Genomic DNA, 14,156 nt, shown 5'->3' on the forward strand with positions numbered 1-14,156 from the left:
GGCGCTAGGCTGCGGCCGGGTCCCAGAAGCGGCGCGACAGGCCTTGCCGCCCGGGAAAGAACTTGAAGAAGGGCCGGGCCGCGTCGACGGTGCGCGCCACCGACGCCCGTGCCTGCAGGCGCTCGAAGTAGTCCGCCAGGCGTTCGTGCCCGGCCGGCAGCGGCACATAGGCCAAGGCATAGAACAAGGCGGGTGCGGCGGCGCAATCGGCCATGCTGAACGCGCTGCCCGCCACCCAGTTGCGGCCCTCCAGATGGCGGTCGATCATCGCGTAGGACGACAACAGCATCTCCCGGGCCGGGGCCACGTTGAGCGCGTCGCGGTCGGCTTCGGCGCGCAGCAGGTCGGTGGTGAAGGCATTCATCGGGGTCATCACGTACTGGTCGAAGAGGCGGTCCCACAGGCGCACTTCCAGGGCCTGCTCGGCGTCGTTCGGAATGAGCGTGCGACCGGGGGCGGCATGTTTGCGCTGCAGGTATTCGATGATGATGCTGGTCTCGGCCACCGGCTCGCCCTGGTCGACCAGCAGGGGCATCTTGCCGGTTGGCCACAGGGCCCGGAAGGCGGCACGTTGCGCGGGATCGCCCAGGTTGAGCAGGCGTTTTTCCACCGGGACGGCGAGTTCTTCGAGCGCGATCAGCACCTTGTGGCAGTAGGAAGACAGCGGGTGGTAGTGCAAGGTGAGCGCGGTCATGCGGATGGTCCGAGGTTGCCAAGGGCCGCAGTATTGACGATGCCGTTGCGATCGCCAAGCCGGCATCTGCAGGGCGCAAACAACGGTGCGCTGGCGAACAGACGCCCGGGTGCGCCGCTTCCATATTGGCTACCCGCCCCCACGCCCGTCCATCCCATGATCCAGATCCGCAAAGGACAAGCCCCCGCGCCGCTCCAGCGCGAACAGTTCGGCGAACGCTTTCGAGCCCTTTTCATGGACCCGGCGTTCCGCGCCGAGGACGAGAGCATCGAACGCCTCGAAGGAATTGCCTGGGACGCCTACATCGAAGGCCGCAAGGCGCCGCAGACGCAGAAGGCGGGCCCGGGATACGCCGACCCGGACTACGACCTGTCGTCCGAATGGATCGCGACCCGCCAGCGCATCGACGCCGCGCAAGCGCGCTGGTCTGAAGCTGGCACGCCGTCCCGCGTGCTGCTGATCTGCGGCGCAGCACGCAATGACGGCACCTGTCCGGGCGAAATGTCCAAGACCTTCCGATTGACCCAGATCGCGCAAAAGGCGCTGCAAGCCCAGGGCATCGAGGTCGACCTGCTGGACCTGAGCCTGCTCACCTCGTCCTACGCCCTGCACATCCACCCCTGCAAAGGCTGTGTGTCCACCGCCATGCCGCTGTGCCACTGGCCCTGCAGCTGCTACCCCAACCACGCCTTGAACCAGGCGAACGACTGGATGGCCGAGATCTACGAACGCTGGACCGCCGCGCACGCCGTGCTCATCGTCACCCCGGTCTACTGGTACCAGGCCCCCAGCCCGCTCAAACTCATGATCGACCGCCTCGTGTGCGCGGACGGAGGCAACCCCGACCCCACCTCCACCGGCGGCAAGAAGCCGGACAAGGCCAAGGCGCTGGAGATGGCGGGCTGGGACTATCCCCAGCACCTCGCCGGGCGCGCGTACGGCGTGGTGGTGCACGGCGACGTGGCCGGCATCGAAGGCGCGCGCCGTGCGCTGTGCGACTGGCTGGACTGGATGGGCTTCATCGACGCCGGCCCGCAAGCCCGGCTGGACCGCTTCATCGGCTACTACGAACCCTACGCCAACAGCCACGAAACGCTGGACGACGACACCGCTGTGCAGGACGAAACGCGCAACGCGGCGCTGGCCGTGGCCAAGGCGGTGGTGGAGTTGCGCGCCGGCCGGCTGCAGGCGCTGCAGCCCAGGCTGCAGCGCCCACGGCCCAAATAAGCCAGCGCGGAGGGCGCACGCCGGCCCGGGGTATTCTGCGAGGAACACCCGCGCCTCTGGCGCGCAGGGTGAGCCCCATGAACTCCGTGGCGCCCTGGGCGTCCAACCGCCCACATGAAACACTTGCTCCTTTGCACGGCCTTGCTTCTGCTGTCCTCGAACGCATCGGCACAGGCGCTCTGGCGGGGCGTGCCTTCGGGTGCCACACCAGCGGAGGTGAGCGCACTGGTTCCGGAGGCGGTCCCGGTCCCACCGGCCGGCGTGGCGACGGAGGACGGCCAGGTCCGGCTTCGCATCCCGGCCCAGGAACTCGTGGGCACCGACTTCGAGGTGGCCTTCGGCTTCGAGCAGGACAAGCTGCAAACCGTGGTGCTGCGCGCGCGCGGCGCTTCGCCGCAACAAGCGCGCGCCATCGCCGAGCGGCTGACGGCCTCGCTGCGGTCCCAGTACGGGCTGGAGATCAGCACCAAGAGCCGCCGCGAGCCGGTGCTCGCCGGTGTCGACCGCAAGTGGTCCTACCGCCGGACGAGCATGCACCTGCAAGTGGTCGAAGGCTCGGTGGTCCAGCTGCGTTACCGCGCCGAAATCCCCAGGTCGGCGAACCCGCAACTCTGATCACGTCTCAATTTGAGAATGATTGGCGCAGCTGCAGCGTTTTGAGGGTAAACCCGCAAATCACCGACCCAGCGCCGTGCTCAACTTGTTGTGCCCCACCACCACAACAAGGAGACAAACCATGCAGGTTCAACTCACGGTCAACGGCAAACCCGTGACGCTCGACGTGCCGCCGCACACGCTCTTGGTCCAGGCGATCCGCGAACACCTCCGACTCACCGGCACCCATGTGGGTTGCGACACCGCCCAGTGCGGCGCCTGCACGGTGTTGCTCGACGGCATGGCGGTGAAGTCCTGCAATATGCTCCTGGCTCAGGTGGCGGGCCGCGAGGTGACCACCATCGAAGGCCTGGCCGCCGCCGACGGCACCATGCACCCGATGCAGGCCGCGTTCAAGGAGTGCCATGGCCTGCAATGCGGCTTCTGCACGCCGGGCATGGTAATGAGTTCGATGAGCCTGTGCCAATCGAACCCGGGCGCGAGCGCGGGCGAGATCCGCGAACTGCTCGAAGGCAACCTGTGCCGCTGCACGGGCTACCAGAACATCATCAAAGCCGTGCAGCAGGGTGCTGCGAACATGAAAGCCTGAGGAGAATCACATGGGTGCATCCGACTTCTCCAAACTCCCGCACATCGGCGAATCGCTCAAGCGCAAGGAAGACTACCGCTTCCTCACCGGCGCGGGCCAGTACACCGACGACATCGTGCTGCCCAACATGCACCACGCGGTCTTCGTGCGCTCGCCGCACGCGCACGCCAACATCCGCAAGATCGACAAGAGCGCCGCGCTCAAGGCCCCAGGCGTGATCGGCGTGTTCGACGGCGACGACGTCGCGGCCGACAAGATCGGCGGCCTGCCCTGTGGCTGGCTCATCACCGACACCGCCGGCCAGCCGATGAAGGAGCCGCCCCACCCCATCCTCGCGGCCGGCAAGGTGCGCTACGTGGGCGACCACGTCGCCATGGTCGTGGCCGACACGCTGGAGAACGCGAAGAACGCGGCCGAACTGGTGGACGTGGACTACGACCCGTTGCCCGCCGTGGTCGACGTGCGCGACGCCATGAAACCGGGCGCGCCGGCGCTGCACGAGGCCGCCGCCGACAACCACTGCTACAAGTGGGCCATCGGCGACAAGTCCCAGGTGGACGCCGCCTTCGCCAACGCCGCTCACGTGACGAAACTCGACCTGATCAACAACCGCCTCGCGCCCAACCCGATGGAGCCGCGCGCGGCCATCGCGTCGTACAACCGCGCCGGTGACGACTACACGCTCTACGTGGCCAACCAGAACCCGCACGTCGAACGCCTGTTGATGACGGCCTTCGTGATGGGCCTGCCCGAGCACAAGGTGCGCGTGATCGCGCCCGACGTGGGCGGTGGCTTCGGCGCCAAGATCTACCTCTACGCCGAAGACGTCTGCCTCACCTGGGCCTCGAAAAAACTGAACTGCGCGATCAAGTGGACCTGCGACCGTTCCGAGGCCTTCCTGTGCGACGCGCACGGGCGCGACCACGTGACGCACGCCGAAATGGCGCTGGACAAGGACGGTCACTTCCTCGCCTTGCGGGTCCACACCGACGCCAACCTCGGCGCCTACCTCTCCACCTTCTCCACCGCCGTCCCCACCATCCTCTACGCCACGCTGCTCGCGGGCCAGTACAAGACGCCGCAGGTGTACGTGGAGGTCGATGCGTGGTTCACCAACACGTCACCGGTGGACGCCTACCGCGGCGCGGGCCGCCCCGAGGCGACCTATCTGCTCGAACGCATCGTGAGCCGTTGCGCCTGGGAAACCGGCCTGTCGCAAGACGAGATCCGCCGCCGCAACTTCATCACCGAGTTCCCGTACCAGACGCCGGTGGCGCTGCAGTACGACACCGGCGACTTCCCGGCCTGCATGGCCAAGGCGAACGAGCTGGCCGAGATGTCGAGCTTCGAGCAGCGCAAGGCCGCCTCCAAGGCCAAGGGACTGCTGCGCGGCGTCGGCTACAGCAGCTACATCGAAGCCTGCGGCCTGGCGCCGAGCAACATCGCGGGCGCACTCGGTGCGCGCGCCGGCCTGTTCGAATGTGGTGAAGTGCGCGTGCACCCGACGGGCAGCGTCACCGTGTTCACCGGCTCGCACAGCCACGGCCAGGGGCACGAAACCACGTTCGCGCAAGTCGTGGCTTCGCGCCTGGGGCTGGACCCGTCGCAGGTCGACATCGTGCACGGCGACACCGGCCGCGTGCCCTTCGGCATGGGCACCTATGGCTCACGCTCCATCTCGGTGGGCGGCGCGGCCATCATGCGCGCACTCGACAAGATCGAGGCCAAGGCCAAGAAGATCGCCGCCCACCTGATGGAGGCGGGCGATGCCGACGTGGACTTCGCCAACGGCGAGTTCACCGTCAAGGGCACCGACAAAAAGGTCACCTTCGGACAGGTCGCGCTGACCGCCTACGTGCCGCACAACTACCCGCTGGACAAGCTGGAACCAGGCCTGAACGAAACCGCGTTCTACGACCCGACCAACTTCACCTTCCCGGCCGGCACCCACATCTGCGAGGTCGAGATCGACCCCAACACCGGCGTGGTGCGCGTGGACCGCTTCACCGCCGTGGACGACTTCGGCACCATCATCAACCCGATGATCGTCGAGGGCCAGGTGCACGGCGGGCTGGTGCAAGGCATCGGCCAGGCGCTGCTGGAACACTGCATCTACGACCGCGACACCGGCCAGTTGCTCACCGGCACTTTCATGGACTACGCGATGCCACGCGCCGACGACGTGCCCGACTTCCGCCTGGGCCACGTGGTCACGCCCTGCACCACCAACCCGCTGGGCACCAAGGGCTGCGGCGAGGCCGGGGCCATCGGTTCGCCGCCGGCGGTGATCAACGCCGTGCTGGATGCGCTCGCGCCCCTGGGCGTGAAGGACTTCGACATGCCGGCCAGCCCGCACCGCGTGTGGGAAGCCATCCGCGCGGCCAAGCCATAAGGAGTGACACCATGTACGCATTCACCCTGGAACAACCCAAGACACTGGCCGATGCAAAGCGCTTCACCTCGGGCGGCGCAATGGCGCTGGCCGGCGGCCAGACCCTGATCGCCTCGATGAAGCAGCGGCTGAGCCGACCGGAAAACCTGGTCGATCTCGGCGGTATCGCCGAGCTGCGCGGCGTGAAGATGGAAGGGCAAAACCTCGTCATCGGCGCCATGACCTGCCACCAGGACGTGGCCAACAACGCCGACGTGCGAAAGCACATTCCCGGGCTGGCCGCGCTGGCCGGTGGCATTGGCGACCGGCAGGTGCGCGCGCGCGGCACCCTGGGTGGCTCGGTGGCCAACGACGACCCGGCAGCCTGCTACCCCAGTGCGGTGCTGGGCCTCGGAGCCACAGTGGTCACCGACCGGCGCGAGATCGCGGCCGACGACTTCTTCCAGGGCCTGTTCACCACCGCGCTGGAACCGGGCGAGCTCATCACCGCGATCCGTTTTCCGATCCCCCAGAAGGCGGCCTACGCCAAGTTCCGCCAGCCGGCCTCGCGCTTCGCGCTGGTGGGCGTGTTCGTGGCGCAAACCGCCAGCGGTGTGCGCGTGGCCGTCACCGGCACCGGCAGCGGCGTGTTCCGCCACGCGGGGCTGGAAGTGGCGCTGGGCAAGAGCTTCACGCCCGAGGCGGTGGACGGCGTGGCCATCGACGGCGCTGATTTCAGCGGCGATCTGCACGCCAGCGCCGCCTACCGGGCGCATCTGGTGACGGTGCAGACGCAGGCCGCGGTGCGCCAGGCCAACGGCGGATGACACGGGTGCCCGACGACACCCGCAGCATCGACGGCCTGACCCGGGCCCTGCAAGGCGTGGGTTACCACGCACCCCGGCGGCTGGCCACCGCCGTCTTCCTGGCCATGCGCCTGCAACGCCCGCTGCTGCTCGAAGGTGAGCCCGGCGTAGGCAAGACCGAGCTCGCCAAGGCGCTCGCCAAAGTGCTCGGCCGTCCACTCGTGCGCCTGCAGTGCTACGACGGCATGGAGCAACGCGAAGCGCTCTACGAATGGAACCACACGGCGCAACTGCTGCACATGCGCGCGGTGCAGAACACCGCCACGCCCGACGAGATCGAACGCGAGGTGTACCAGGCGCGTTACCTGATCCGCCGGCCCTTGCTGCAGGCGCTGCAGACGCCCGAACCGGGCGCGGTGCTGCTGATCGACGAAGTGGACCGCGCCGACGAGCCGTTCGAAGCCTTTCTACTGGAGTACCTGGGCGAATACCAGGTGAGCATTCCCGAGCTCGGCACCATCCGGGCGGTGGCCGCGCCGCTGACCATTCTCACCAGCAACCGCACGCGCGATTTGAACGACGCGGTGAAGCGGCGCTGTCTGTACCAGTGGCTGGACTACCCGGACCGCGAACGCGAACTGGCCATCGTGCGCAGCCAGGTGCCCGAAGCAAGTGCGGCCCTCACCGAGCAGGTCACGCGTTTTGTCTCGCGGCTGCGCAACCAGCCGTTTGCCAATGCGTTTCAGCGCAGCCCCGGTATCGCGGAGAGCGTTGAGTGGGCCAAGGCATTGGTGGCACTGGACACGCTCACGCTCGACCCCGAGGTGATCCAGGACACGGCAGGCATCCTGTTCAAGCAACGCGAAGATGTGGCGGCCTTGTTGCCGATGCTGGACCAGTTGCTGGCGCCGGAGCCTGTATGAATTCGGGGTCCTCTCTGGCCTGCGTTTCTTCCGGGCCGTTGGTGTGTGTTTGTGAATTCGGGGTCCTTGCTCGCATAGGTTTCCTCCAGGCCGCTGGTGCGTGTGCCCGTTCTCCGGCGCACGCTCGCGGTCGTATACCCGTGCACGCCTTCACCCCTTCGTCAACACCGTGTTGGGCACGCAAACACCCAGGCAACCGCGAATGGCACCTGCGCCCGGACACCCACACCATCGACCCTAGTGGCACCTGGGCGCACCAGCGAGGGGCCGGCGAAAACCCGGTGCGAGCCACCCTGCCACTCTCGACGGATGGTGGGGTTCGTGGGCGCAGGCGCCATTCGCGGTTGCCTGCACGGGGGCGTACTGCATGCGGTGTTGACGAAGGGGTGGTTGAGCGCACGGGTATGCGACCGAGAGGTGCGCCGGAGAACGCGGACCACGCCAGCCGTCAGCGCGAGGTGCAGGCATGAAACGGCGAGGCACAGGCCAACAACCCAGAAGAACACCAGCGGCAAAAACATGATCCTGGGCGACGCCAGAAGCGGGAAACTCCCCGACCACATCACCGCCTTCGGCCGCGCGCTGCGCCGTGCCGGCGTGCCGATGGACAGTGAGCGCATCGCCAACGCCATCATCGCAACCGAACTCGTGGGCATCGAGCACCGGGAAGACCTGCGCGCCGCACTCGAAACCGTGCTGGTCAGCCGCCAGCAAGACCTCGCCGTGTTCGGCGAGATGTTCGAAGCCTTCTTCCGCAACCCCGAACTGGCGCAGCAACTGCTCGCGCAAATGTTGCCCAAGGCCGCCAAAGCCCACCCGGTCAAACGCAAGGCCCGCGTGCAGGAAGCCCTGAGCGTCGCGGGCCTCAAAGCCCGCACACCGAACCAGGGCGAAACCGAACTCAAGTTTGACGCCGCCATGACCGCCAGCGACCAGCACCGCCTGCGCCATGCCGACTTCGCCGGTCTCTCCGCCAGCGAGTTTCGCCTCGTCGAACAACTCGTGCGCGACATCCCCCTGCCCCTGCCGCCCGTGCGCTCGCGCCGCGAACGCGCCGCCGCGCGCGGCCACCGGCCGAACTGGGCGCGTGCTCTGCAGGAAGCCCGCCGGCACGACGGCGAACTGCTGCGCGTGCCCATGATGAGCCGCCGCCCGCAGCCACTGCCACTGCTGATCCTGGTCGACATCTCCGGCTCCATGGAGCGCTATGCCCGCCTGCTCCTGGCCTTCCTGCACCAAGCCACGCGCGGCACCCCGCGCACCGCGTTCGCCTTCGGCACCGAACTCACCGATCTGCGCGCCGCGTTCCGCCACCGCGACACCGACCAGATGCTCGAACTCGCCAACGCCGCCATCGCCGACTTTGCCGGTGGCACGCGCCTGGGGGCCTCGCTGGCGCAGTTGCGCACGCAACACAAACGCAGCCTCGTGGGCCGGCGCACCGTTGTGTTGCTCATCACCGACGGCCTGGACACCGGCGCACCCGAAACGCTGGAAGAGGAACTGCAATGGCTGGGCCGCCACAGCCGCCGCCTGCTCTGGCTCAACCCACTGCTGCGCTTCGACGGCTACGCGCCGCTGGCGCGCGGTGCCAGCGTGCTGCACCGCCACGCCCACGGCATGCTCGCCGTGCACAACCTCAGCCGCCTGGAAGACCTCGCGCGGTCCATGGCTGCGTTGTTGAAATGCGGCTGAAAAACACCCTTTCCTTCATCATCCGACCCGACAGGAGAACCCCATGGACATGCAAGGCAGCCGCACGCTCGCCGTCACCCAGCAACAGGCCTGGGAAGCCCTCAACGACCCCGAGATGCTCAAGGCCTGCATTCCGGGCTGCGAGAAATTCGAAGCCACCGAGCCCAACACCTACGCCGTGACCACCGCCATCAAGATCGGCCCGGTCGCCGCGCGCTTCAGCGGCCGCGTGCTGCTCTCCGACATCGTGCCTCCGCAGTCCTACAAGATCGGTTTTGACGCGCAAGGCGGCGTGGCCGGCTTCGGCAAAGGCGAAGCCGCCGTGCGGCTCGCACCCCAGGACACGGGCTGCGAACTGAGCTACACCGTGCACTCCACCGTGGGTGGGAAAATTGCCCAGCTGGGCCAACGCCTGATCGACGGGGCGGCCAAATCCTTGGCCGAAGACTTCTTCCGCCGCTTCGACGAGGCCCTGCAGAACCGCTACCCCAGCGCAGCAGCCGCCGCCACAGCGGTGGTCCCCACCGCGCCGGAACCTGCGGCCCGCAAAGGCATGCCGAGCTGGGCCTGGGCGGCCATCGCGGTCGTCGTGGCCGTGGTGATTTACCTGACAACGAAAGGATAGAGAGAGTGGAAAACCTGGATGTCACCGTTCTGCGCACCCTGCAAGGCTGGCGCGCGCAAGGACAGCGCGCCCTGCTCGCCACGGTTGTGCGCACCTGGGGCTCGTCGCCGCGCCCGGTAGGTTCGGTGATGGCCCTGTGCGAAACCGGTGCCGTGGTCGGCTCGGTCTCGGGCGGCTGCATCGAAGACGACCTGATCTACCGCTACAGCCGCGCCCATGGCGCCGTGCAAGGCAGCAGCGCGCCCGCCGGCATCACACACGAGATCCCTACCGGCGCGCCCGAGCGCGTGAAGTACGGCGTGAGCGCCGACGAAGCCCACCGCTTCGGCCTGCCCTGCGGTGGCACGCTGGAACTCGTGCTCGAGTTCAACCCCGACGCCACCTCGCTCGCCGAGCTGGTGGGCACGCTGGCCAGTGGCCATCTGGTGGAGCGCCGCACCGAGCTGGCCAGCGGCCGCGTGGAGCTGCGCGCCGCCGCCACGCCGGCCGCGCTGAGCGATGAAGGGGGGTGGCTGAGCAACACCTTCGGCCCCGAATACCGCATGCTGCTCATCGGCGCGGGCCAGCTCACCGAGTACCTCGCCACCATGGCGCTGTTCAACGGCTTCGCGGTCACCGTGTGCGACCCGCGCGAGGAATACCGCGGCGCCTGGGCCGTGCCCGGTGTGGCCATCGCCACCGACATGCCCGACGACGTGGTGCGCGCCTTCAACGTCGACCGCCGCAGTTGCGTGATCGCGCTCACGCACGACCCCAAGCTCGACGACCTGGCCCTGCTCGAAGCGCTGGAAACCGACGCCTTCTACGTCGGCGCGATCGGCTCGCGCCGCAACAACGAAGCGCGCCACGCCCGCATGATCGAGCACTTCGACCAGACACCCGAAAGCCTGGCGCGCCTGCGCGGCCCGATCGGCATCTACATCGGCAGCAAGACGCCCGCCGAGATCGCGGTGAGCGTGATGGCCGAGGTATTGGCGGTGAAGAACGGCGTGCCGCTGCCGCGTGACATGGAAGTGGCGAACGCGAAGAACACGCTGGCGGCGGCCGAAGCCTCGGCCCCCACCTGCTTCGTCTCGCCATGAAAACCGGTTTCGTCATCCTCGCGGCCGGCGCGGGCCGGCGCATGGGCGGCGTCGCCAAATGCCTGCTGGAGCTCGAAGGCCGCAGCCTGCTGGAGCGCCTGCTCACCCACCTGCAGCCGCTGCGCGGCAAGGCACGGCACGACCTGGTGCTGGTGCTCGGCCACCACGCACACGACATCCAGGCCCATGTGGCCCGGTTGCCGCCAGCGATCGAGCCGCTGTGCGTGATCAACCCACGCCCGGAAGACGACACCGCGTCATCGTTGCGCGCCGGCCTGCGCGCCTTGGCGCACGACGTCCAGCAGGTGGTGGTCCTGCTGGCCGACCAGCCCCTGATCGACACGGCCGACGTGCAGGCCGCGCTGGACGCCTTCGCCGCGCGCGGTCCGGGCATCCGTGTGCAGGTGCCCCGGGTGCACGGTCAGCCAGGGCATCCGGTGATCTTCGACGCCCACGTGCGGCAAGCCCTGATCGGCCCACTGCAACCCAGCCTGCGCCAGTGGCGCGCCGCACACCCCGAGGCAGTGCGCCTGTGGGCCGTCGACAACCCCCACTACACGCGCGACCTGGACACCCCGGCCGACCTCAACGAGCTGGTGCGCGAGACCCGCTGGAGTTGGCGCTGGCCGGGCTAGGGCTGGCGGGGGATGCGCGGGCAGCCGAACGCTGCTCTAATGGCAGGCACTCTCTCGCTTCATGCGTCATCTCCAGCCCGGCCCCGGCCCAGCCACCACACAGACGATCGTGACCTCACAGCCCCTGCTCCCGGTGTCCCAGCCCCAGCGGCTTGCCCAGATCGAGCATGCGCGCCAGCTGGTTCTGGAACACCGCGCACCGCAGGCACAGCCGCTGCTGGCGCCCTGGGTGGAGCGCTCGTGGCAGCGCTGCCTGACCATGGGCTTCGAGCCGCGCCAGCACGTCGCCTTCGCACCCGTGAGCACCGGCGCCATGCAGCATGCGCTGGAGGCCAACCAACTGCTGCTGCGCGCTGCGGCGCCGGTGATCCAGTCGCTCACCCGCGCCATGGCGCACACGCGCTACTTCGCCATCCTCACCGACGCGCACGGCGTGGTGATCAATGTCAACGGCCCGGTCGATCGCAACGACCCGCGGGCGGCCAACATCGCGCGCGTGGGCGTGGACCTGTCCGAACGCGCCGTGGGCACCACCGCCATCGGCGCCACGCTGGCCGAGCTGCAGCCGGTGTGGCTGCACCGGGGTGAACACTTCTACGACGACACCAGCATCTACAGTTGCGCGGGCGCGCCCATCTGGGGGCCGGATGGGCAGTGCGTCGGCATGCTCGACCTCACGGGCGTGAACGTGATCGAGCAACCCGCGCTCAAGCACCTCGTCACGCAATCGGCGCGCAGCATCGAAAACGCCCTCACCCTGGCCCAGCCGCACCGCCTGCTGCTGTGCCTGAACTGGCCCGGACGCGTGCATGGCGACGACAGCGATGGCCTGGTCTGCGTCGACAGCGACGGCCTGGTGGCCGCGCTCAACCGCCCCGCGGCGGACATGCTCGGCGTCGTGCCCGGCATGTCGCCCGGCCACTGCAGCGAACTGTTCGCGGTGCCGGTGGAGACGCTGTTCGACGCTGCGCGTGCGCAACGCGGACCGGTGGAAGTCCCCCTGTGGTCGGGCTTGCGCCTGAGCGTGCTGGCGCAACTCAATCCCGGCGGCGAACGCGGCCCTGTGCACAGCCCCCACCGCGGCGCGCCCCTCAAGGACGTGGAGACCGCGCTGATCCGCAAGGCGGTGGACGACGCGCGCGGCAACGTGAAGGAAGCCGCCCGCGCCCTGGGTATCAGCCGCGCCACGGTCTACCGCAAGCTGGGCGCGCAGCGCGAGCGGGGTTAGGGGTTAGCGTCTGGGTCGGGAGACCGACCGGTCCAACGCCTCATTCCGGCAGCGCCACCACCAGCGAAGCGGCGCCCATGCTCGCCGTGGCCACCGCACCCACCCTGGCGGCGAAAGGATGTGGTGCGAAACCCACCCAATGCCCGCCGCCCTTGAGCGCCAGCACCACTTCGTCGCGCACCCCGCCCGCGGTGATGCGCTCGACCTTGCCACCGAGCCGGCACGTGGCGAGGTCATGGGACTCCAGCGGCGCTGAGCCCGTTGCCACGATCACCGCCGTGGCCTTGCACAAGAGCAGCACCGGTCGACCCGGTTCGAGCGCCAGCAGATCCGCGCTTTCCCGCGTGACACTCGCACGCAGCACGGCGCCGCCCGCGCTCTCGGCATGCACCCACACGGTGGGATCGTCGTCGGCCACCGCTTCGCAACGCAGCACGGTGCAGGGCAACTGGTTGCGCATGCTGGTGCGCAGGCCCAGTCCCGCGGCCAGGACGCGTCCCCCCGCAAAGCGCGTCAAGACCTGCTGACGCGCCTGCGCCAGCGCATCGGCCAACGCGAGCAGTTGCTGACCCTGCGCGGTGATCTGCGCGCCACCTCCACCCGCGCCACCCACCGTGCGGTCCACCAACGGCTGCCCGCTCAGGCTGGAGAGCGTGTCGATCGCTTGCCACGCTGCCTTGTAGCTGATGCCCACCTCGCGCGCCGCCTGCGAAATGGAGCAGCCCGCGGCGACCTGGCGCAGCACGTCCAGGCGCTTGTCGGCGCTGCTGTCGACCAGGGCCTGGGGCAGCGCCTGGAGGCCCTTGAGGGCATTGGGTTTTCTGGAAGCCATGAGAGTTCGACGAGCGCTTATACTGCACCGCTATTCTTATTTGGAATAGCGATTTCTGACCCAAGGAGTTCCCGATGTTCGCACGTTCTTTTCTGCGCTGGCAGCTGCTCGCCCTGGCTGCCATGGCCGGTTCGCTGCACGCGGCCGAAGCCAACGTGGCCGTGGCCGCCAACTTTGCCGACCCCATCAAGGCCGTGGCCTCGGTGTTGCAGAAGACCACCGGCCACACGCTGAAAATCACCGTGGGCGCAACCGGTGGCCTGTACGCCCAGATCAAGAACGGCGCGCCGTTCGACGTGATGCTGGCGGCCGACACCAAGACACCGGCCCAACTCGAAACCGATGGTCTGGCGCAACCCCACAGCCGTTTCACCTACGCCACGGGCAAGCTGGTGCTGTGGTCGGCCGACGCCGCCAAGGTCGACGCGCAAGGCAGCGTGCTCAAGGGCGAAGACTTTCGCAAGCTGGCCATCGCCAACCCCAAGACCGCGCCCTATGGCGCGGCGGCCGTGGAGGTGATGAACAAGCTCGGCCTGTCCGCCGCGCTCACGCCCAAGCTCGTGCAGGGCGAGAGCATCGGACAGACCTACAACTTCGCGCACACCGGCAACGCCGAGATCGCCTTCGTGGCCATGTCCCAGGTGTTGAACGAGGGCCGCCTCAAGAACGGCTCGATGTGGGTGGTGCCGCAGAACCTGTACGCGCCCATCCAGCAGGACGCGGTGCTGCTCAAGCGCGCCGCGGACAACGAAGCCGCCGTGGCGCTGATGAAGCTGCTCAAGAGCGACAACATCAAGACGCTGATCCGCTCGTACGGCTACAGTATTTGAACGA

The 14,156-nt window shown here is 68.3% G+C and carries 14 protein-coding genes; 12 read left to right on the plus strand and 2 right to left on the minus strand.

Features of this window, described 5'->3' with window-relative positions:
* Positions 1-4: 4 nt before the first annotated feature.
* Entirely contained in the window at positions 5-694 is a 690-nt protein-coding gene (locus F9K07_RS19915) for a glutathione S-transferase family protein (RefSeq protein WP_159595078.1), read from the minus strand.
* Positions 695-850: 156 nt separating this feature from the next.
* Here F9K07_RS19915 and F9K07_RS19920 point away from each other — a divergent pair, with 156 nt between their 5' ends.
* From F9K07_RS19920 to F9K07_RS19970, 11 genes are all read left to right on the plus strand, one after another.
* Positions 851-1,921 carry a flavodoxin family protein gene (locus tag F9K07_RS19920; RefSeq protein WP_159595079.1) on the plus strand — a complete coding sequence of 357 codons (1,071 nt, stop codon included), beginning with the start codon at positions 851-853 and terminating at the stop codon, positions 1,919-1,921.
* Positions 1,922-2,035: 114 nt separating this feature from the next.
* Positions 2,036-2,536 (plus strand): hypothetical protein, encoded by a 501-nt coding sequence (locus tag F9K07_RS19925; RefSeq protein ID WP_159595080.1) that lies wholly within the window; start codon positions 2,036-2,038, stop codon positions 2,534-2,536.
* A 121-nt stretch (positions 2,537-2,657) separates the two neighbouring features.
* Entirely contained in the window at positions 2,658-3,125 is a 468-nt protein-coding gene (locus tag F9K07_RS19930) for a (2Fe-2S)-binding protein (RefSeq protein ID WP_159595081.1), read from the plus strand.
* Between the two features lie 10 nt (positions 3,126-3,135).
* Positions 3,136-5,517, plus strand: a complete 2,382-nt coding sequence (locus tag F9K07_RS19935; protein ID WP_159595082.1) for a xanthine dehydrogenase family protein molybdopterin-binding subunit — start codon at positions 3,136-3,138, stop codon at positions 5,515-5,517.
* Positions 5,518-5,528: 11 nt separating this feature from the next.
* Positions 5,529-6,323, plus strand: a complete 795-nt coding sequence (locus tag F9K07_RS19940; protein ID WP_159595083.1) for an FAD binding domain-containing protein — start codon at positions 5,529-5,531, stop codon at positions 6,321-6,323.
* Entirely contained in the window at positions 6,320-7,225 is a 906-nt protein-coding gene (locus F9K07_RS19945; protein ID WP_159595084.1) for an AAA family ATPase, read from the plus strand. The genes F9K07_RS19940 and F9K07_RS19945 overlap by 4 nt, the downstream gene beginning before the upstream one ends.
* 519 nt (positions 7,226-7,744) lie before the next feature.
* The gene (locus tag F9K07_RS19950) at positions 7,745-8,920 is read left to right on the plus strand and encodes a vWA domain-containing protein (protein WP_159595085.1); all 1,176 of its coding nucleotides are present in this window, start codon (positions 7,745-7,747) and stop codon (positions 8,918-8,920) included.
* A gap of 43 nt (positions 8,921-8,963) precedes the next feature.
* Positions 8,964-9,545, plus strand: coding sequence for a CoxG family protein (locus F9K07_RS19955; protein ID WP_159595086.1), 582 nt, complete (start codon positions 8,964-8,966; stop codon positions 9,543-9,545).
* A gap of 5 nt (positions 9,546-9,550) precedes the next feature.
* A complete protein-coding gene (locus F9K07_RS19960) occupies positions 9,551-10,627 on the plus strand; it encodes an XdhC family protein (RefSeq protein ID WP_159595087.1) in 1,077 nt (358 codons plus the stop codon).
* Positions 10,624-11,262, plus strand: coding sequence for a nucleotidyltransferase family protein (locus F9K07_RS19965; RefSeq protein ID WP_159595088.1), 639 nt, complete (start codon positions 10,624-10,626; stop codon positions 11,260-11,262). The genes F9K07_RS19960 and F9K07_RS19965 overlap by 4 nt, the downstream gene beginning before the upstream one ends.
* 109 nt (positions 11,263-11,371) lie before the next feature.
* Positions 11,372-12,490, plus strand: a complete 1,119-nt coding sequence (locus tag F9K07_RS19970) for a sigma-54-dependent Fis family transcriptional regulator (protein ID WP_236581368.1) — start codon at positions 11,372-11,374, stop codon at positions 12,488-12,490.
* A 40-nt stretch (positions 12,491-12,530) separates the two neighbouring features.
* On the opposite strand, the gene F9K07_RS19975 is transcribed toward F9K07_RS19970, so the two are convergent.
* Positions 12,531-13,322 carry a TOBE domain-containing protein gene (locus F9K07_RS19975; RefSeq protein ID WP_159595090.1) on the minus strand — a complete coding sequence of 264 codons (792 nt, stop codon included), beginning with the start codon at positions 13,320-13,322 and terminating at the stop codon, positions 12,531-12,533.
* A 74-nt stretch (positions 13,323-13,396) separates the two neighbouring features.
* Between F9K07_RS19975 and modA the strand changes: the two genes are divergently transcribed.
* Complete coding sequence (gene modA / locus F9K07_RS19980; RefSeq protein WP_159595091.1) at positions 13,397-14,152, plus strand: molybdate ABC transporter substrate-binding protein; 756 nt, start codon at positions 13,397-13,399, stop codon at positions 14,150-14,152.
* Positions 14,153-14,156 lie beyond the last annotated feature (4 nt).

The sequence above is a fragment of the Hydrogenophaga sp. BPS33 genome (assembly GCF_009859475.1).
Classification (GTDB): domain Bacteria; phylum Pseudomonadota; class Gammaproteobacteria; order Burkholderiales; family Burkholderiaceae_C; genus Hydrogenophaga.

Bases quoted from the DNA above. Each gene is read 5' to 3' on its own strand.
- F9K07_RS19915 (WP_159595078.1), bottom strand. From the start codon at position 694: ATGACCGCGCTCACCTTGCACTACCACCCGCTGTCTTCCTACTGCCAC.
- F9K07_RS19920 (WP_159595079.1), top strand. From the start codon at position 851: ATGATCCAGATCCGCAAAGGACAAGCCCCCGCGCCGCTCCAGCGCGAA.
- F9K07_RS19925 (WP_159595080.1), top strand. From the start codon at position 2,036: ATGAAACACTTGCTCCTTTGCACGGCCTTGCTTCTGCTGTCCTCGAAC.
- F9K07_RS19930 (WP_159595081.1), top strand. From the start codon at position 2,658: ATGCAGGTTCAACTCACGGTCAACGGCAAACCCGTGACGCTCGACGTG.
- F9K07_RS19935 (WP_159595082.1), top strand. From the start codon at position 3,136: ATGGGTGCATCCGACTTCTCCAAACTCCCGCACATCGGCGAATCGCTC.
- F9K07_RS19940 (WP_159595083.1), top strand. From the start codon at position 5,529: ATGTACGCATTCACCCTGGAACAACCCAAGACACTGGCCGATGCAAAG.
- F9K07_RS19945 (WP_159595084.1), top strand. From the start codon at position 6,320: ATGACACGGGTGCCCGACGACACCCGCAGCATCGACGGCCTGACCCGG.
- F9K07_RS19950 (WP_159595085.1), top strand. From the start codon at position 7,745: ATGATCCTGGGCGACGCCAGAAGCGGGAAACTCCCCGACCACATCACC.
- F9K07_RS19955 (WP_159595086.1), top strand. From the start codon at position 8,964: ATGGACATGCAAGGCAGCCGCACGCTCGCCGTCACCCAGCAACAGGCC.
- F9K07_RS19965 (WP_159595088.1), top strand. From the start codon at position 10,624: ATGAAAACCGGTTTCGTCATCCTCGCGGCCGGCGCGGGCCGGCGCATG.
- F9K07_RS19975 (WP_159595090.1), bottom strand. From the start codon at position 13,322: ATGGCTTCCAGAAAACCCAATGCCCTCAAGGGCCTCCAGGCGCTGCCC.
- modA (WP_159595091.1), top strand. From the start codon at position 13,397: ATGTTCGCACGTTCTTTTCTGCGCTGGCAGCTGCTCGCCCTGGCTGCC.